The sequence below is a fragment of the Aureimonas glaciei genome (assembly GCF_014643375.1).
Classification (GTDB): domain Bacteria; phylum Pseudomonadota; class Alphaproteobacteria; order Rhizobiales; family Rhizobiaceae; genus Plantimonas; species Plantimonas glaciei.
Window position 1 is genome coordinate 270,150 of sequence record NZ_BMJJ01000003.1, and the last position, 17,156, is coordinate 287,305.

The 17,156-nt window shown below is 64.4% G+C and carries 16 protein-coding genes; 7 read left to right on the plus strand and 9 right to left on the minus strand.

The annotated features are described in order from the left end of the window. Nucleotides 1–166 precede the first annotated feature (166 nt). The 6 genes from IEX88_RS08015 to IEX88_RS08040 form a co-directional block, all read right to left on the minus strand. Nucleotides 167–1,273, minus strand: a complete 1,107-nt coding sequence (locus IEX88_RS08015) for a branched-chain amino acid ABC transporter substrate-binding protein (protein WP_188850065.1) — start codon at nucleotides 1,271–1,273, stop codon at nucleotides 167–169. 153 nt (nucleotides 1,274–1,426) lie between these two features. Next, nucleotides 1,427–1,789, minus strand: coding sequence for a DUF6867 family protein (locus IEX88_RS08020; protein WP_188850066.1), 363 nt, complete (start codon nucleotides 1,787–1,789; stop codon nucleotides 1,427–1,429). After that, nucleotides 1,789–2,502 (minus strand): ABC transporter ATP-binding protein, encoded by a 714-nt coding sequence (locus IEX88_RS08025; RefSeq protein WP_188850328.1) that lies wholly within the window; start codon nucleotides 2,500–2,502, stop codon nucleotides 1,789–1,791. The genes IEX88_RS08020 and IEX88_RS08025 overlap by 1 nt, the downstream gene beginning before the upstream one ends. Before the next feature lie 41 nt (nucleotides 2,503–2,543). After that, complete coding sequence (locus IEX88_RS08030; RefSeq protein ID WP_373289559.1) at nucleotides 2,544–3,569, minus strand: ABC transporter ATP-binding protein; 1,026 nt, start codon at nucleotides 3,567–3,569, stop codon at nucleotides 2,544–2,546. Continuing rightward, a complete protein-coding gene (gene livM, locus IEX88_RS08035; RefSeq protein WP_188850067.1) occupies nucleotides 3,569–4,960 on the minus strand; it encodes a high-affinity branched-chain amino acid ABC transporter permease LivM in 1,392 nt (463 codons plus the stop codon). The genes IEX88_RS08030 and livM overlap by 1 nt, the downstream gene beginning before the upstream one ends. A gap of 2 nt (nucleotides 4,961–4,962) precedes the next feature. After that, nucleotides 4,963–5,880, minus strand: coding sequence for an ABC transporter permease subunit (locus IEX88_RS08040; RefSeq protein WP_188850068.1), 918 nt, complete (start codon nucleotides 5,878–5,880; stop codon nucleotides 4,963–4,965). 327 nt (nucleotides 5,881–6,207) lie between these two features. On the opposite strand from IEX88_RS08040, the gene purU reads away from it, so the two are divergent. Continuing rightward, nucleotides 6,208–7,071, plus strand: coding sequence for a formyltetrahydrofolate deformylase (gene purU, locus IEX88_RS08045; RefSeq protein WP_188850069.1), 864 nt, complete (start codon nucleotides 6,208–6,210; stop codon nucleotides 7,069–7,071). Between the two features lie 159 nt (nucleotides 7,072–7,230). Here the strand turns inward: purU and IEX88_RS08050 are convergent, their stop codons facing one another. Further along, nucleotides 7,231–8,829 carry an ArnT family glycosyltransferase gene (locus IEX88_RS08050; RefSeq protein WP_188850070.1) on the minus strand — a complete coding sequence of 533 codons (1,599 nt, stop codon included), beginning with the start codon at nucleotides 8,827–8,829 and terminating at the stop codon, nucleotides 7,231–7,233. A 158-nt stretch (nucleotides 8,830–8,987) separates the two neighbouring features. Here IEX88_RS08050 and IEX88_RS08055 point away from each other — a divergent pair, with 158 nt between their 5' ends. Beyond that, entirely contained in the window at nucleotides 8,988–9,707 is a 720-nt protein-coding gene (locus tag IEX88_RS08055; protein WP_188850071.1) for a class I SAM-dependent methyltransferase, read from the plus strand. A gap of 371 nt (nucleotides 9,708–10,078) precedes the next feature. Here IEX88_RS08055 and IEX88_RS08060 read toward each other — a convergent pair whose 3' ends face one another. Then, on the minus strand, nucleotides 10,079–11,026 hold the full coding sequence (locus IEX88_RS08060; RefSeq protein ID WP_188850072.1) for a rhamnan synthesis F family protein: 948 nt from the start codon (nucleotides 11,024–11,026) through the stop codon (nucleotides 10,079–10,081). Nucleotides 11,027–11,298: 272 nt separating this feature from the next. After that, nucleotides 11,299–12,186 carry a glucose-1-phosphate thymidylyltransferase RfbA gene (rfbA, locus tag IEX88_RS08065; protein WP_188850073.1) on the minus strand — a complete coding sequence of 296 codons (888 nt, stop codon included), beginning with the start codon at nucleotides 12,184–12,186 and terminating at the stop codon, nucleotides 11,299–11,301. 133 nt (nucleotides 12,187–12,319) lie between these two features. Here rfbA and rfbC point away from each other — a divergent pair, with 133 nt between their 5' ends. From rfbC to IEX88_RS08090, 5 genes are read left to right on the plus strand one after another with little or no spacing between them, the layout of a single operon-like run. Beyond that, the gene (rfbC, locus tag IEX88_RS08070) at nucleotides 12,320–12,904 is read left to right on the plus strand and encodes a dTDP-4-dehydrorhamnose 3,5-epimerase (protein ID WP_188850074.1); all 585 of its coding nucleotides are present in this window, start codon (nucleotides 12,320–12,322) and stop codon (nucleotides 12,902–12,904) included. Next, nucleotides 12,901–13,965, plus strand: coding sequence for a dTDP-glucose 4,6-dehydratase (gene rfbB / locus IEX88_RS08075; protein WP_188850075.1), 1,065 nt, complete (start codon nucleotides 12,901–12,903; stop codon nucleotides 13,963–13,965). Before rfbC ends, rfbB begins: the two co-directional genes overlap by 4 nt. Continuing rightward, nucleotides 13,965–14,894, plus strand: a complete 930-nt coding sequence (rfbD, locus tag IEX88_RS08080; RefSeq protein ID WP_188850329.1) for a dTDP-4-dehydrorhamnose reductase — start codon at nucleotides 13,965–13,967, stop codon at nucleotides 14,892–14,894. The genes rfbB and rfbD overlap by 1 nt, the downstream gene beginning before the upstream one ends. Next, a complete protein-coding gene (locus tag IEX88_RS08085; RefSeq protein WP_188850076.1) occupies nucleotides 14,891–16,219 on the plus strand; it encodes a glycosyltransferase family 4 protein in 1,329 nt (442 codons plus the stop codon). The genes rfbD and IEX88_RS08085 overlap by 4 nt, the downstream gene beginning before the upstream one ends. Nucleotide 16,220: 1 nt before the next feature. After that, complete coding sequence (locus IEX88_RS08090; RefSeq protein ID WP_188850077.1) at nucleotides 16,221–17,156, plus strand: NAD-dependent epimerase/dehydratase family protein; 936 nt, start codon at nucleotides 16,221–16,223, stop codon at nucleotides 17,154–17,156.

A 17,156-nucleotide genomic window follows, 5' to 3' on the forward strand; every position in this document is an offset into this window, starting at 1 on the left:
GGCCACCTTCTCCCCCGGCGGGGAGAAGAATGGCGCCATGCTGGGAAAGGTGGGCAGCTGGCACCTTGCCGCCCTGCGGCTTGCGCGGCCACAAAAAAAAAGGTCCGGCGCATCGCTGCACCGGACCCTTCATCCGACCCGGCGGGCCGAAAAGTACCTTCCGTCCTTACTGGGCGGCGGCGAGGTAGTCGTACTTGCCGGCCTTCCACTCGTACATGACGTAGCCCGGCAGCTTGACGTCACCCTTGTCGTCGAAGGTGATGTCGCCGATGACGGTCTGGTAGCCGCCCTCGTTCAGGGCCGCGGTGACGGCCTCGTACTCGGTCGATCCGGCCTTCTTGGCAGCCTCGGCCCAGGCCTGGATCGCGGCATAGGTGTAGAGGACGTAGCCCTCGGCCGACTTGCCGGCCTTGTCGAGTTCGGCGACGACCGGAGCGGCCGCCTCGTTCTTGCGCGGATCCGGGGAGAAGGTCATCAGCGTGCCTTCGCCGGCGTCGCCGGTGATCGCCCAGTATTCGTCGGTGACGAGCGCGTCGCCCGACATGATGGTCGCGGTGACGCCCTGGTCCTTCATCTGGCGGGCGATGAGGCCGGCCTCGGTGTGGTAGCCGCCGATGTAGACGAGCGTGACGCCGGCCTGCTTCAGCTTGGTGATGAGCGAGGAATAGTCCTTCTCGCCGGCCGTGTAGGACTCGACCAGCACCGGCTCCTTGCCGGCTTCCTTCATGTACTTCTCGGTCTCGTCGGCCAGACCCTTGCCGTAGGCGGACTTGTCGTTCAGCACGGCGACGACGCCATCCTTGAACTTCTCGGCGATGAAGGCGCCGGCGACCTGGCCCTGCTGGTCGTCACGACCGCAGACGCGGAAGATGCCGTCGCCCGGGCGCTTGTCGGTGAAGTCGGGATTGGTCGAGGCGGGCGAGATCTGGATGATGCCTTCCTCGGCATAGACCTGGCTGGCCGGGATCGAGGAGCCCGAGCAGAAATGACCGGCGACGAAGGGGACCTTCTGGCCGGCGAAGGAGTTCGCGACCGCCACGGCCTGCTTCGGATCGCAGGCATCGTCGCCGACCGAGAGGACCAGCTTCTCGCCGTTGACGCCACCCGCGGCGTTGATATCGGCCACCGCCTGCTCGGCGCCGGTCTTCAGCTGCTCGCCGAAAGCCGCGTACTGGCCGGTCATCGGACCGGCGACGCCGATCGTGATGTCAGCGAACGCCATGCCGGCGAAAACCATGTTGAGCGCGGCGCCGGCCAAAAGAGCTTTTTTCATGACAACCTTCCTGTGTGTACGGACTGGGGTGGACGGGGGGTGGAAAGCCAGCACGGGCAAAACGCGCTGCCTGACGAGAGTAAAGACTAGGAAAGGCGGTGACGGAATAGCGGCATGCTACTTATCGGTGCCTTTGGTGAAAGATTCCCGGTCCTAAGAGAGGTTCGGTGCAGCCGGCCGAAGGAAGCCGTACTGCCGCGCCATCTGGCGGCGGCGGACGAACTGGCGCCCGGCCGCCGCGATCGCCATCAGCAGGACGAAATCGACGACGGCGTAGTGCAGGGCGGTCGCCATCGTCGAGGCCGGCAGGAAGAAGCTGCCGCCGAACAGGCTGAAATGGATGAAGCGGGCCGCGATGGTGAGGAGCAGGACGTAGAAGACGAGAACGCCCCAGCCGCTCCAGGTGAGCGCCGTCGAGCGCCCGACCATCCAGGCGCCGCCGCCGCCGAGCGCCAGCGTGACGACCAGGAATTCGACCCAGCTGACTTCCCACAAGAGGCTCATGTCCGGCGCCATCAATGCGCTCCTCCTTCGAGATAGGCCTGGCGCACCTCCGGACGGGCCAGCAGCTCGCGCCCCGTGCCGGTCATGGTGATCCGGCCATTGACCATGACGTAGCCGCGATGGGCGAGGCGCAGCGCGTGGAAGGCGTTCTGCTCGACCAGGAACACGGTCAGGCCTTCGTTGCGGTTCAATTCGCGGATCACCTCGAAGATCTGCTTGACGATCAGCGGCGCGAGGCCGAGCGAAGGCTCGTCGAGGAGAAGCAGTTTCGGCCGCCCCATCAGCGCCCGGCCGATCGCCAGCATCTGCTGCTCGCCGCCCGACAGCGTGCCGCCGCGCTGGCCGGCCCGCTCCTTCAGGCGCGGGAAGAGGGTGAAGACCCGCTTCAGGTCGTCATCATAGTGTTTTTCGTCCTGCAGCGTCGCGCCCATCTGCAGGTTTTCCGTCACCGTCATGCGGCCGAAGATCCGCCGCCCCTCGGGGGACTGGGCGATGTCCTTGGTCATGATGGTGTGGGTCGGCAGCTGCGTGATGTCCTCGCCGCGATAGACGATCGACCCCTCGCGCGCCCGGGGATTGCCGCAGATCGTCATCATCAGCGTCGACTTGCCGGCGCCATTGGCGCCGATGATGGTGACGATCTCGCCCTGGTTGACGTCGAGATCGACGCCGCGCAGCGCCTGGATCTTGCCGTAGAAGGTCTCGAGGCCGCGGATCGTCAGCATCGGCACAACGGGCGCCGCCGTCTCGGTCTGTTCCAGAGCGCTCACGAAGCTCTCCCTTGCGCATCGGTGGTGCCGTCGACATGGGCGACCTCGATGGCCGCGTCGACGTCGCCGACGTCCAGTTTCTCCTCCACCGCCTCGACCTCCTCGTCGTCGACGCCGAGATAGGCGGCGATGACCCGGGGGTCATTGCGCACGTCGAGCGCCGAGCCGTCGGCGATCTTCTTGCCGTAGTCGAGGACGATGATGTGGTCGGAGATTTCCATGACCACGCCCATGTCGTGCTCGATCAGGAGCAGCGACACGTCGTGCTCGTCGCGGATGAGGCGCAGCAGCTTGTTCAGCTCGGCGGATTCGCGCGGGTTGAGGCCGGCGGCCGGCTCGTCGAGGCAGAGCAGAGCAGGGCCCGTGCACATCGCCCGGGCGATCTCCAGCCGGCGCTGCGCCCCGTAGGACAGGTCGGCCGCCGGATCGTCGGCGCGGTCGAGCAGATCGGCATAGCCGAGCCAGGCGATCGCCTTCTCCATCGCCGCCTTGCGCGCCCTGGTATAGGCTGGCAGGCCGAACAGCCCGGCGATGGTGAAGCCGGAGGCGCGCATCAGCGTGTTGTGCTGGGCGACGAGCAGGTTTTCCAGGCACGTCATGCCGCCGAACAGGCGGATGTTCTGGAAGGTGCGGGCGACGCCGGCCTTTTCGGTGATCTTGAAGTCGGCCATGCGCTCGAGCAGGTACACCGAGCCGTCGGCATGCTCGCGGTGCTGGTCGCCGCTGGCGGTGAGCTGGTCGACGACCGAATCGGCGATGTTGCGGCCGCGCTTCAGCGCGATGCGGCCCTCCGTCGGCTTGTAGAAGCCGGTCACGCAGTTGAAGACCGTGGTCTTGCCGGCACCGTTCGGCCCGATCAGCGCGGTGATGTCGCCGCGGCCGACGTCGAAGGACAGCCGGTCGATGGCGGTCAGGCCGCCGAAGCGCATGGTGAGGTTCTCGACCCTCAGGATCGGATCGGTCAGCCAGCGCTGCGGCGCCTCGGCCACGGGGACGGCGGGGGAGTTCATGGCGACGGCCATCAGTGACCCTCTCCTTGCGAGACCATGTCGGCGCCGATCTTCTTCTTCTCCTTGTAGATCGCGGACGGCGTTCGGGACGAGATCAGGCCGCGCGGTTTCCAGACCATGATGGCGATCATGGCGAGGCCGAAGATCAGCATGCGGTACTGCGTCGGGTCGAAGCCTTCGCCGAAGACCGATTTGAGGATGGTGAGGTTTCGAAGCAGTTCGATGCCGCCGATCATCACCACCGAGGCGATGACGACGCCGAGCTGCGAGCCGAGGCCGCCGAGGACGACGATGGCCAGGATGATCGCCGACTCGATGAAGGTGAAGCTCTCCGGCGAGATGAAGCCCTGGCGCGTGGCGAAGAACGAGCCGGCGAAGCCGCCGAACATCGCGCCGGTGGCGAAGGCCGTGAGCTTGACGTTGGTGGTGTTGATGCCGAGCGAGCGGCAGGCGATCTCGTCCTCGCGCAGCGCTTCCCAGGCCCGGCCAATCGGCATCTTGCGCATGCGCATGGTGACGAAGTTGGTAAACAGGGCCAGTGCCAGGATGATGTAGTAGAGGAAGATGAAGCGGTGGATCGAGGAGTATTCGAGGCCGAAATAGTCGGCGAAGCCGCCTTCACCGCGGTTGAATTCGAGACCGAACAGCGTCGGCTTCGGGATGCCGAGCAGGCCGTTCGGACCGCCGGTGATCGGCGCCCAGTTGATGAGGACCACGCGGATGATTTCGCCGAAGGCGAGCGTCACGATGGCGAGATAGTCGCCGCGCAGGCGCAGCACGGGAAAGCCCAGCATCACGCCCCAGGCCGCGGCGAACAGGCCGGCCATCGGCAGGCAGACCCAGAAGCCGAGGTCGAAGTTGATGGCGAGCAGCGCGAAGGAATAGGCGCCGACGGCATAGAAGGCGACATAGCCGAGGTCGAGGAGGCCCGCGAGGCCGACGACGATGTTGAGGCCCCAGCCCAGCATCACATAAGTGACGATGAGGATGGCGAGGTCGAGCAGATAGCGGTTCTGGTTCGGCAGCACGGCGTCGATGAGGAAGGGCAGGCCCAGCGCGATCAGCAGCATGGCGATGCCGAAGGCCTTGTCGAGGACGCTCAGCGTGTTGGCCCGCGAGGCCGAGGCAGGCGCCTTCGCCCGTGTGTCGACCGGGCGCTCGGCACGGAAGATGAAGTAGGACACGAGGAAGCGGACGACGAAGACGAGGCCGATGGCGATGACCCAGAGATCGGGACGGATCGACAGGACGAGGCCGCCGACGGCGATGTCGCTGCGCAGGAGGAAGAAAAAGACGGTGAGGAGGGCGGCGATCGCCGCGGCGATGCAGGCATCCTTCACCGACCGGACGAGCCGGGTGTCACGCACCGGCTCGGCGGTGGCGGTGGGGTCGAGACTCGTCATGATCAGACCTTCTCCACTTCCGGACGGCCGAGCAGGCCGGAGGGCATGAAGATCAGCACGATGGCCAGGATCGAGAAGGCGGCGACATCCTTGTATTCGGCGGCGAAGTAGCCGGCGAAGAAGGTCTCGATCAGCCCGATCAGGAGGCCGCCGAGCATGGCGCCGGGCAGCGACCCGATGCCGCCGAGCACCGCCGCGGTGAAGGCTTTCACGCCGGCGAGGAAGCCGATGTAGAAGTCGATGACGCCGTAGTAGAGGAGGTACATGGTGCCCGCGACCGCAGCGAGGCTGGCGCCGAGGACGAAGGTCAGCGAGATCGTGCGGTCGACATTGACGCCGAGCAGCGAGGCCATCTTGGCGTCCTGCTCGCAGGCGCGCTGCTGGCGGCCGAGCGGGGTCTTGGCGATGACGAGGGTGAAGATCGTCATCAAGACGACGGTCGTCACCATGATCAGGATCTGCATGTAGGAGACCTGCACGTCGATGTTGCCCTCGCCGGCATAGAGCACGATATTGCCCGAGAGCTGCGGCGCCAGCGGCTTGGCGCGGGCGCCCTGCGTCACCTGGACAAAATTCTGGATGAAGATCGACATGCCGATGGCGGTGATCAGCGGCGCCAGGCGGAAGGAGCCGCGCAGCGGCCGGTAGGCGACGCGCTCGATCGTCCAGCCCCAGAGCGCCGTGAAGGCCATGGCCACGACCAGCATGATGATGAGGACGATCGGGAAGAAGGTGACGCCGATCATCGCCAGTGCCAGGATGGTCGTCAGGGCGACGAACGACCCGACCATGAAGACCTCGCCATGGGCGAAGTTGATCATGCCGATAATGCCGTAGACCATGGTGTAGCCGATGGCGATCAGCCCGTAGATCGAGCCGAGCGTCAGCCCGTTGATCAATTGCTGCAGAAAATATTCCATGAACCGCCTTTGCGTGCCGTCCGCGTGGTGCCCACGATCGACCGCCGCCTTTCGGCCACACGCTGTCGATCACCTGAGCATGATCAGTTTCATAGCAGCGATGCCGACGCAACCCGACATTTCGCCGGAGAATGGCCCGGATCACAAAATTTGATGGGTTCAGGCGACCTTTCCACAGCCCGCCGCGCGCAGCCTGTCGCGGACTCGACGCAAACGGTCGGGATCGGCCTCGCCTGCGCTGCGCTGCAGCGCTAGAGAGGATCAGCGCCGCGCCGGAACGCCGCCTTTGCGGCGGTCCGCGCATCCATCCACCCCCGGAGTTCCCGCATGGCCGAAGCCCCCATCGCCACCTATGTGCTCACCCTGTCCTGCGTCGACCGGCCTGGCATCGTCGCCGCGGTCACGACGGAACTGGCGGAGCTCGGTGCCAACATCGCCGAATCGAACCAGTTCTGGGATCGCGGCACCGGGCGCTTCTTCATGCGCATCGCCTTCACCGCGCCCGTCGGCGTGACCCGCGAGGGCGTCGAAAGGGCGATCGAGCCGGTCATCTCGCGCTTCGACGTTAAGACGCGGGTCATCGACGCCGCGGTGCGGCCGAAGATCGTGGTGATGGTCTCGAAGTTCGACCATGCGCTGCGCCACCTGCTCTACCAGATCCATGTCGGCTGGATGGATGCCGAGGTCGTCGCCGTGGTCTCCAACCACGAGGAGGCCCGCCGCATCGCCGAGATCGAGGGCATCCCCTTCCACCATCTGCCGGTCGGCAAGGACACCAAGGCCGAACAGGAGGAGAAGCTGTTGGCGATCGTGCGCGACACCGGCGCCGACCTCGTCGTCCTCGCCCGCTACATGCAGGTCCTGTCGGACTCCCTGTCGAAGCGGCTGTTCGGCAAGGTGATCAACATCCACCACTCCTTCCTGCCGAGCTTCAAGGGCGCCAAACCCTACCACCAGGCACACGAGCGCGGCGTCAAGCTGATCGGCGCGACGGCCCATTACGTCACGCCCGATCTCGACGAGGGGCCGATCATCGAGCAGGAGACCGAGCGCGTCACCCACGCCATGACCGCCGACGACCTCGTCGCCGCCGGCCGCGACATCGAAAGCCGGGTGCTCGCGCGGGCGGTAAAGCTGCATGTCGAAAGCCGCGTCATGCTGAATGGGCACAAGACGGTGGTGTTCGCCTGAAGCATCAGCGCAGGACGGGGGCGCGGGCGGCGAGAGCCCGCGTCTGTCAGTTCGGCAGGGCCGGCAGCAGAGCCTAAAAGTCGGCGCCCATTCTCGGCCCGGAGTTCTCCGCCGGCGCGTCTTCTTGTCCGCCACCCATCAGACGATAGGCACCGACGTTTAGAGGGGTGGTTCTCCCCTGACCTTATAGATCAAAGCGGCACCACCAGCAGCCTTGTCCTCGATCGCTGTCGGTGGCCCGAAGCGGCCACTTTCCTCGATCAGCCTGATCGTCAGTGCCCGCACGTCCGGCGATGCGCTGGGAAGATGGTCGAAGACCATCGTATACTCGGGCGTGAAGGCTAAGATGGCATCGGATCTCGAAATGGCATCCCGAATCTCGTTCTCTTCCGTAGCCATTGCGATAGAGGCGGGTCTCAAAGGCTTTTGACCTTCCTCATAGGCTTTCAGCGCGATATTATTGTAGTTCAAATATACTGACGAAGTTGTCTCCAACATCACTTTACTGCTGTCCAGAGCCTGGATGGCAGAGAAGGCTTGGTCGAGAATCTCGGTCCGCGACGCCATGAACTTATGGTCAGGTTGTCCGCCACGAAGCTGGAAGGGCCACACAAAGGTGGTGATGCCGAAGAGAAGTGCGGCGACGGGAATGACCCAAGCAACGGGTTTCGGCAACACTGCCGTTAGGTAAACCGACCCAAGGGCAGCGGTCGAGATGAGCAAGGCCGCGAAAACAAACCCATGGGGTCCCTTGAAGCTCGGAATCGTGACGAGCAGATAGGTCGCCAACAACAGCAGGGCGGGCGCCGCGCCCCGGGACCACAAAAGTGGCTCAGAACGCAACCATCGCGCGACAACAGCGACCAGACCGACAAAAAGCGTCGGGATATACCAGTATCCGAGCACGGGCCAGCCATAATTGGGATCGACGAAATAGAACTTTGCCGACTGCCAGAACGGAACGGGACGTGTCCAGATCTCGGCTTGAGCGCCGAACACCACGTCCCAGATATAGGTCAATATACTGGTGGCCGCGATGTAATAATGTGGCAGGGCCACTAAGACGCCGAGGAGGCCGGTCACAAGCCAGGCTTCACAGAGTAAGCGCCATTCTTTTCTGACCACATGGGGTACGCTGGCGAGCAGAAATGCGACGCCAAACACCGCAAAGGTCAGATGGAATACAGTTGGTTTCGCCAGCAGTGCCAGTCCGAAGAAGACACCACTGAGAAGCTGCGTTCTCCGGCGAACGACCCAGTCACCGCTGACAACGATCAGAAGAGAGCCGGCCGCCATCAGGAGACCCACGATCATATCCGGCCGAAACCACATGACGGTCTGACCGAAATAGGGAGCTGTCAGCAGTCCGATCACGAGCAGGATCGCGTAGCCTAACGGTATCGACGAAGAGGCGCCAAGAAACAAACGGACGAAACAAGCCAGCACAAGCCCGCCGACCGCGTATCCAGACCATTTTGTGATGCCGAAGACGAGGAAGCCGACGAAAGCCATTCCCGTCGAGAGCGGTGAATGCGGTGGGGCCGGTAAATACTCTGACCTGATGCCGCTTACCCCGCGATCGTAAAGGGCCGCTATAAAACGCGCGCCATCGAGATAATACGATGAATCATCGAATGTCATCGGGAGAGCAAGTGAGCCTTGATACAGCGAATTCTGGATCAATACTGCGGTGTAGATTCCGACAATAGCTAGCGCGACTATCCAAAGAATTATACTCGACCGCCCGATGCGCATCATGCCCTAGCCTCTCGTTGATGTAGGGCTGTTATCATTGGCGTGGCCGAAAGCCAATCGACTTTGTAGCGGGCGTGCCCATGGACGCAGAAGCGTGCTGGGCTTGCAACGCACCGGCAATCTCCTTATGCCATAGCAGTTAAACGACGGGAGCAGCTGGCGTGGCTGTAAACGAAACGATTTCATCATCGGAAACGATGATGGACGGTGACCTGGCCCGATATCTGGATGTCGGCCGTTCGGCCATGAAGGCAATGGCGCTGGCGGGAGTGCCTCAGTCGCCGAAGGCCATTCTTGATCTGCCCTGCGGGCATGGGCGCGTCGCGCGTCATCTGCGTGCCACCTATCCAAATTCCACCGTGTACGTCGCAGATCTTGATGAGGAAGGCGCTGATTTTTGCGCCAGCGTCCTCGGATGCACGAAGCTGACGTCCAACGAGAAGTTCGATGGCATCAATTTCGGAATTCAGTTCGATCTGATCTGGGTTGGATCGCTCGTCACCCACTTGCGAGACCAGGACACGAAGTCTTTCCTCGCATTCATCGCTCGACATCTTTCGCCGGAGGGTGTTGCCGTTGTCAGCGTTCACGGTGCCTTCGTTGCGGGTCGCCTCCTCGAGGCGAGCTTTCGGGCCGACGGCATCTACGGGTTAGACGCCGATTCAACCCGGCAAGTGTTGAGCGGCTATCTGAACAGTGGTTACGGCTACGCTCCCTATCCGCACAACGCGCAGTATGGGATCTCGGCAGCAAAGCGAGAGTGGGTCACAGCGGCTGTGACCGAGGCCGGGCTTCGCGTCAACCGGCAGGTTGATCATGCGTGGGACAACCACCAAGACGTCTTCGCGATCGGCAAAATGTCGAACTTACACCCCATGTGAGCGGCCAGCAGCTTGTCTCAGAACGATGGTTGTTCTGCGTTCTGACCGAGCCCTTCAGTGCTCGGCGTCTCGCCAACGCCGCCCCAGTGCAAAGCCCGGGATGGGCGCGATCGGTTGGATCGACCCTGTTCGGTCCCGATTTCACATCCAGCCAATTGTGGTCTTGGCAGCCGCGGCTTGAGGCGGCCGCCGAAACGGGTTGGAATGACCCAGGTGGTCAGTCCCAGAATGTCGCGGCGTATCGTTGACGTCGTCCGATAGGGATGCGCTACGGGCCAATTTCGACACGGGAGTGCCGAGACCCGATACGCCGTTCGAGCAGAGCTGCAGCGATCAAAGGCTTCGGTCGCAGAACAGGGCACTGCGGGTTCCTAGGACGAGCGGGGAGGCCGCTTGCTGGCGCTCGGCAGGATCCGGCGCAGTCCTTGCTGAAGGCGGGGCGGAATGCGCCGGTATGTCCAGGCGAGAAACGGGACGTATCGCTGTGCGATCAACAGGGGACGCGACGGCAGCCAGCTATGTTCGCTGGGCGGGCGTTCCGCGGCGATCCGGTGCGCGTCCTCCTTCGTCTTGACGGACGAGGCTTGAGCCAAAGCATCAGCCGGTAGCGCAACGAAGCCCCGGTGTTCGGCGGCGATCACGAAGAGCCGCTCCAACGCATGGGCACCGGTCGAGTCAAGCTGGCCGCGTTCCGGAGGGAACTCGCCAATAAGGCGCGAGGCCGACAGATCCTGCAGTGCGCCCCGGCGAAACCAGAACATGGAGCCGGCAGCAAACCAGCCCTGCTTCAGCACCGCACGCCCATGGCCGCCACAGATTTCGGCAGCGAGGCGCTCAGCCTGTCGACGATTGTCGTTCAGCCGATCACGCAGCGGCAGCAACAACCCCTCTGGCGCCAGAAGGCCGAGTTTCGGCGTGTCGCGCAAAGCGGAGATGATTTCGTCGACGCCAGGCGGGGGCGGCAGCAGTGAAGCAAGGATCGACTGGCGCCAGAGGTGGCCGTCCGCGCGATGCGGCGACCGCTTGGTGTGCAACTTCAGCCCGATCTCGAACGGTTCCTCCGCTTCGAGCGCCAACAGAAACGGCAGGATGTCACGCCCGCGATTCTCGCTGGTGCGCGTTACCTGGCTGATGAGGAACGGGGAGGCGAGGGGGACTATCTCGCTCGGATCGAGCGGCGTCGTGATCACGAGCCGGAATGGCGTTGCAACATGAGCAGCGATGACTCTGGCCATCTCGCTCCAGACGTCCGGGTAGAAGACGTGGACGAAGATGACGACGGATGGATGGGGAGGAGCTTGGGTCAAGTCATGGGTCATATACAAAGATTCGGCCGAAGTCCCGCATCGGACGCCTTCATTGCGCCCCTTCCGCGCCCTGTCGACCAAACCGAAGGGGGCCGTTCGCAGCGACATCCTGAACGATCGGCCCGGCCGCGGACGGCAGCCCGCGTCCAGTCGATTTCCTTTGCTTCGACCAGTCCGACGGCAGAAGAGACTGCAACGGTGAGGCACGCATTCTGTCGCAAGACGGGCTGCGTTCTGCAGTCGCGATGCAGATCCCCAGCCCTCGCGATGGGCATAGGATTGCTTTACGACCGGTTGTTGCGCACGAGCTCGGCGAGATATTGGCCGTAATTGCTCTTGCCGAGCTCCTGCGCGAGATGGGCCAGCTGCTCGACGTCGATGAAGCCCATGGCAAACGCGATCTCCTCGGGGCAACAGATTTTGTAGCCCTGGCGTTTTTCCAGCGTTCGGACGAATTCGGCCGCCTCGAGGAGAGAGTCCGGCGTGCCGGTGTCGAGCCAGGCGAAGCCTCTGCCGAGCGTTTCCACCCGCAGCGTCGCCTCCTCCAGGTAAAGGCGGTTGAGATCGGTGATCTCCAGTTCTCCGCGCGGCGACGGCTTGAGCGATCCAGCCAGCTCAGCCGCTCGACCGTCGTAGAAGTAGAGGCCGGTCACCGCCCATTTCGATCGCGGATTCGCCGGCTTTTCCTCGATGCTTTCGGCGCGGCCGTCCGCGTCGAACGCGACCACACCATACCGTTCGGGATCCGAGACGTGATAAGCAAAGACCGACGCGCCGGGCTCGCCGCGGTCGAGCCGCTCTGCGGCCCGCACCAGCAGGTCGGGAAGGCCGTGGCCATAGAAGAGATTGTCGCCGAGGATCAGGGCCGAGGGTTCGCCCGCCACGAATTCCTCGCCGATGAGGTACGCCTGCGCGAGCCCTTCGGGCTTGGCTTGTTCCGCATAGCTGAGGGAGATGCCCCAGCGCTCGCCCGTCCCCAGAAGGGCTTGAAAACGCGGCAAGTCGTGCGGAGTCGAGATGATCAGGATGTCACCGATGCCGGCCAGCATCAGGGTCGCGAGCGGATAATAGATCATCGGCTTGTCGTAGATCGGCAGCAACTGCTTGGAGGCCGTCAACGTCATGGGGTGGAGTCGGGTGCCGCTGCCGCCGGCGAGAATGATTCCCTTCATCGTTGTCTTCCTTTCGCCAGCCTTGATTTCGATAGCTCCTACTTAGCTGCCCGGCATTGCACAAGGGCCGCGCATCGGCTTTATAGCCCACTTTCGAGCACTCGGTATGGACCCCCTCAACCATGAGAGCCACATGATCGACATCCGTCCCCTGGCCATTTCGGACGTCCTTGAGGTGCGCATGCCGAAGTTCGGGGACGAACGGGGCTACTTCTCCGAGACGTATAACCGTCAGCGCTTCGTTGAGGCCGGCATTGCCGACGACTGGTGCCAGGACAACCATTCCCTGTCGGTGCCGATGCACACCCTGCGCGGACTTCACTTCCAGGTGCCGCCTTTCGCCCAGGCCAAGCTGGTGCGGGTGATCCGGGGACGCGCGCTCGATGTGGCGGTGGATCTTCGCGAGGGCTCGGCCAGTTTCGGCCAATACGTCACGCTGGAGCTGTCGCCCGACCGCTTCAACCAGATCTACATTCCGGTCGGCTTCGCCCATGGCTTCCTGACCCTCGAGCCGAATACCGAGGTGCTCTACAAGGTCTCGTCGCCCTATTCGAAAGATCATGATCGTTCGCTGCGCTGGGACGACCCCGACATCGGAATCGACTGGGCCCTGAACGGCGCAACCCCCATCCTATCCGACAAGGATCGCGATGCGCCTGGCTTGGCCGGTGCCCGGTTCTCGTCGCTTACTGGACTCGACAAGGAGAAGGACGCTTGAAGATTCTCGTTACCGGCGGCGCCGGCTTCATCGGATCGGCGGTCTGCCGCCATCTTGTTCGGGACGGCCGGCACCAGTTGGTCAACCTGGATGCGCTGACCTATGCCGCCAGCCTCTCGTCGCTCGACTCGATCGCCGACGATCCCAACTATCGGCTCGTGGAAGGTGACATCTGCGATCGCGCGCTGGTCTCCGAGCTGCTGGCCAGCGAAGGCGTCGATGCCATCATGCACCTGGCGGCGGAAAGCCATGTCGACCGTTCGATCGACGGACCCGGCGCTTTCATTCGCACCAATATCAATGGGACCTTCGAACTGCTGGAGGCGGCGCGGGGTTACTGGGACTCGCTGCCTGCGGAACGGCGCGAGGCCTTCCGCTTCCACCACATCTCGACCGACGAGGTCTACGGCGATCTGCCGCTGGACGGCGGGCTGTTTACCGAGGAAACGCCTTACAACCCCTCCTCGCCCTACTCTGCCTCCAAGGCCGCGTCCGACCATCTGGTCATGGCGTGGCATCATACCTACGGGCTGCCGGTGGTGCTTTCCAACTGCTCCAACAACTACGGACCGTACCACTTCCCGGAAAAGCTGATCCCGCTGATGATCCTCAATGCGCTGCATGACGAGCCGCTGCCGGTGTACGGACGCGGCGAGAACGTGCGCGACTGGCTCCATGTCGAGGATCATGCGCGGGCGCTCGCCCTCGTCGTCACCGAGGGACGACCCGGCCGCTCCTACAATATCGGCGGCAACAACGAACGCTCCAACCTCGACGTGGTCAAAGCCATCTGCGACACGGTCGACAGGCTCGCGCCGCGGGCCGGCGGCGGCTCGCGACGCGACCTCATCACCTATGTGACCGACCGTCCGGGGCACGACCTGCGCTACGCCATCGATGCGACCCGCATCGAGACCGAACTGGGGTGGAAGGCGCAGGATACGTTCGAAAGCGGACTGGAACGGACGGTGAGATGGTATCTCGACAACGAGGCCTGGTGGCGGCCGATCCGTGACCGGCGGTATGCCGGCGAACGCCTTGGCACGAAGCGGCAGGCGTGATGCGCCTGCTCGTCATCGGTCGCACCGGCCAGGTCGCCCGCGCCTTGATCGATGAGGCGGCGAAGAGCGGCGTCGCGCTGGTCGCCGTCGGGCGGCCGGATCTCGACTTGGCCCAGCCGGCGAGCCTTGTCCGGGCGATCGACGACGCACGGCCGGACGTGGTGGTCAATGCAGGGGCCTATACAGCGGTCGACAAGGCCGAGGCCGAGCCGGAGAGCGCGTTCGCCGTCAACGCGACGGGGGCCGGCGCCATCGCAGCCGCGGCGGCGGCGGCCGGCCTGCCCCTGATCCACCTGTCGACCGACTACGTCTTTTCCGGCGACAAGATGACGCCCTACACCGAGGACGATCGACCCGACCCGCAAAGCGTCTATGGGCGCTCCAAGCTGCAGGGGGAGGGCGCCGTCGCTTTGGCCAATCCTGCCCATGTGATCCTGCGCACGGCTTGGATCCATGCGCCGCAGGGGGCGAACTTCGTGCGCACGATGCTGCGCCTGGCCGGCGAGCGCGACGCGGTTTCGGTCGTCGGCGATCAGCGCGGCACGCCGACCTATGCGCCCGACATTGCCGAGGCGATCTTTGCCGTCGCACGCCGCCTCGCGGCGCCTGGCGATCGGCGCGCCTGGTACGGCGTGTTCCACATGGTCGCGACGGGCGAGACGAGCTGGGCCGGCTTCGCCGAGGCGGTCTTCGCCGCATCCGCGGCGCGCGGGGGACCCAGCGCCCGGGTTGTCCCGATCACCACCGCCGACTATCCGACGCCGGCCCGGCGCCCGGCCAACTCGCGTCTCGACGCCAGCCGTTTCAACGCCGTGTTCGATCACGTCCTGCCGAGCTGGCAGAGTGGCGTTGAGCGGTGCGTGCAAGCCTGCCTCGGCGGTCCGGTCGGCGCGCGAACCGGCGCGGACGCGCTGCCGAGGCCGTCGTGAGCGCGGGTCTCGTCGCGGCTCTCAGCCCGCGCGTGCGCGCCGTCGGCCGCGGCCTGTTCGCCCGTTACCCGGCCTTGCGGCCGCTTGCTCTTCGCGCGATCTCGCTGTCCTCGCTCGTGCGCATCCGTCGCCAGGCGGGGCAGCAGGTCTTCGACGCTGCCCGCCCGACGATCCTGCTCTGCGTGCACGAGGCCAGCCGGACAGGGGCCCCGATCCTCGGCCTCAATCTCGCCCGTGAGCTGTCGCGCAAGGTTAACGTGGTCTGCGTTCTTCTGAACGGCGGAGAGATCCGGGAAGATTTCGCCAAGTTCGCCGTGGCGCTGGTATCGCCGGCTTTCGGCTCGATCATCGATGCCGATCCGGCAGCCTTCGCGCAGCGCGTGCTGCGTCCCTTGCAGCGGGATTTCCCCATCGGCGCGATCCTGGCCAACAGCACGGAGACGGCGGTCGTCGCCGCTGCCGGAAAGCAGGCCGGCATCCCCGTCCTGTGTCTGGTGCACGAGTTTGCCGGCTACATGTCGCCGCCGCGCCTCGCCACCGTCATCGACCATGCCGATCTCCTGGTTTTCTCGTCGGAAGTGCAGCGGCATTCCTTCCGGGACGCGGGCGAGATGCCGCCATCGATCGTTCTGCCGCAGGGCAAGTCCGAGATACCCGAAAGGGCGGGCGGCGATCCGGCCCGGGACGCCGACGCGATCGAGCCCGTCATCGCCGCGCACGCGCGCGGCGGGCAGTTCCTGTGCATCGGCTGCGGCTATGTGCAGCCGCGCAAGGGCGTCGACCTCTTCATCGCGGCCGCGGCAAGGCTCCGGCGGCAGGGCGTCGAGGCTCAATTCGTGTGGGTTGGCGACGGTTACATGCCCGACCGCGATTTTCTGCTCTCCGTCTGGCTGAAGGACCAGGTCGAGCGCAGCGGTCTGGCCGACCGTTTCACCTTCCTGCCGGCGCTCGGCAAGCAATCGCTCGAGCGCCTCTACGCGACGGCCGATGCCATGTTCCTTTCTTCCCGGCTCGACCCGTTGCCGAACGTGGCGATCGATGCCGTTGCGGCCGGGCTTCCCGTCGTCTGCTTCGACCAGGCCAGCGGCCTGCCGGAGATCCTGGAGTCCGATCCGGACCTGCGCAGCCTCGTCGTCCCCTATTTCGGCATCGAGGAGGCGGCCGCCGTCCTGTCGCGCCTTGCGGTGGATCCTTCATGGCGCAGCGACTTGCGGGCGAAGTTGCTGATCCTGGCGCGCGAGCGCTTCGGAATGTCGCTCTATGCCGACACGCTCGAGACGCTCCTGGGCTCGCTCGCCACGGGCAAGCGGAAAGAGGAGATCTGAGATGGCGACCTATGTGGTGACCGGCGCGACCGGCTTCCTGGGCTCCGCGGTCATCGAGGCGTTCCGCAAGCGGGGCGATCAGCTGATCGTCGCCTCACGCCAGCGGCCGCCGGAGCACGAACTGGATTGGCTGCACTTCGACCTGCGCGATCATGGAACCTTCGCCGCCCTGATCGAGGCGCGCCCGAAGGGGATCGTCCACCTTGCCTGGTCCAGCACGCCCGCGATCGCCGACCGGGACGTCACGGCCGACCTCGCCACGAACGTCGGCGGAACGGTCGCGCTGCTCCAGCACCTGGCGGACATTCCAGAAACCGTTGTCGTGTTCGCGTCCTCGGGCGGTACCGTCTATGGACCGGCCGACACGCTGCCGATCCCGGAATCCCATGCTCTCAGGCCCATCAGCTTCTACGGCCGGGGCAAGGCGAGCGCGGAACATTACGGCAGCCTCTTCCGGGCCCGGGACGGACTGGATTTCCGCGTCGCGCGCATCAGCAATCCCTACGGCGCCAGCCAGTCGCAGGCCAAGCTGCAGGGGGCCGTCCCGATCTTCGCGCGCAAAATCATCGCCGGCGAGGAGATCGTCATCTGGGGCGATGGCGGCATCGTCCGCGACTACCTCCATGTCGAGGATGCCGCCGCCGGTCTCCTGTCCGTGCTCGATTTGCAACGGCAGCCCGCAGAACACGTGCCCGTATACAATCTCGGTTCCAGGATCGGAACGACACTGTTAGAGCTTATTGAGCTACTTGGCGACATTGTCGGCAGGAAGCCAAAAGTCGTGTTCCAAACAGAGCGCAGCTTCGACGTGCGCGCCAATATCTTAGACACTTCCAAAGTACTCCGCGACACTGGTTGGGGACCAAATATATCCCTCAAGGCAGGCCTTACACAGACCGTGAAGAGGCTATATGAGGAATTGGACCGAGCACGTTAG

Excerpts from the sequence above, each read along its gene's own strand:
- IEX88_RS08090 (WP_188850077.1), top strand. The coding sequence starts at position 16,221 with ATGGCGACCTATGTGGTGACCGGCGCGACCGGCTTCCTGGGCTCCGCG.
- rfbA (WP_188850073.1), bottom strand. The coding sequence starts at position 12,186 with ATGAAGGGAATCATTCTCGCCGGCGGCAGCGGCACCCGACTCCACCCC.
- IEX88_RS08020 (WP_188850066.1), bottom strand. The coding sequence starts at position 1,789 with ATGGCGCCGGACATGAGCCTCTTGTGGGAAGTCAGCTGGGTCGAATTC.
- IEX88_RS08040 (WP_188850068.1), bottom strand. The coding sequence starts at position 5,880 with ATGGAATATTTTCTGCAGCAATTGATCAACGGGCTGACGCTCGGCTCG.
- IEX88_RS08060 (WP_188850072.1), bottom strand. The coding sequence starts at position 11,026 with ATGACCCATGACTTGACCCAAGCTCCTCCCCATCCATCCGTCGTCATC.
- IEX88_RS08025 (WP_188850328.1), bottom strand. The coding sequence starts at position 2,502 with ATGCTGACGATCCGCGGCCTCGAGACCTTCTACGGCAAGATCCAGGCG.
- IEX88_RS08015 (WP_188850065.1), bottom strand. The coding sequence starts at position 1,273 with ATGAAAAAAGCTCTTTTGGCCGGCGCCGCGCTCAACATGGTTTTCGCC.
- purU (WP_188850069.1), top strand. The coding sequence starts at position 6,208 with ATGGCCGAAGCCCCCATCGCCACCTATGTGCTCACCCTGTCCTGCGTC.
- rfbC (WP_188850074.1), top strand. The coding sequence starts at position 12,320 with ATGATCGACATCCGTCCCCTGGCCATTTCGGACGTCCTTGAGGTGCGC.
- IEX88_RS08050 (WP_188850070.1), bottom strand. The coding sequence starts at position 8,829 with ATGATGCGCATCGGGCGGTCGAGTATAATTCTTTGGATAGTCGCGCTA.
- livM (WP_188850067.1), bottom strand. The coding sequence starts at position 4,960 with ATGACGAGTCTCGACCCCACCGCCACCGCCGAGCCGGTGCGTGACACC.
- IEX88_RS08030 (WP_373289559.1), bottom strand. The coding sequence starts at position 3,569 with ATGGCCGTCGCCATGAACTCCCCCGCCGTCCCCGTGGCCGAGGCGCCG.
- rfbD (WP_188850329.1), top strand. The coding sequence starts at position 13,965 with ATGCGCCTGCTCGTCATCGGTCGCACCGGCCAGGTCGCCCGCGCCTTG.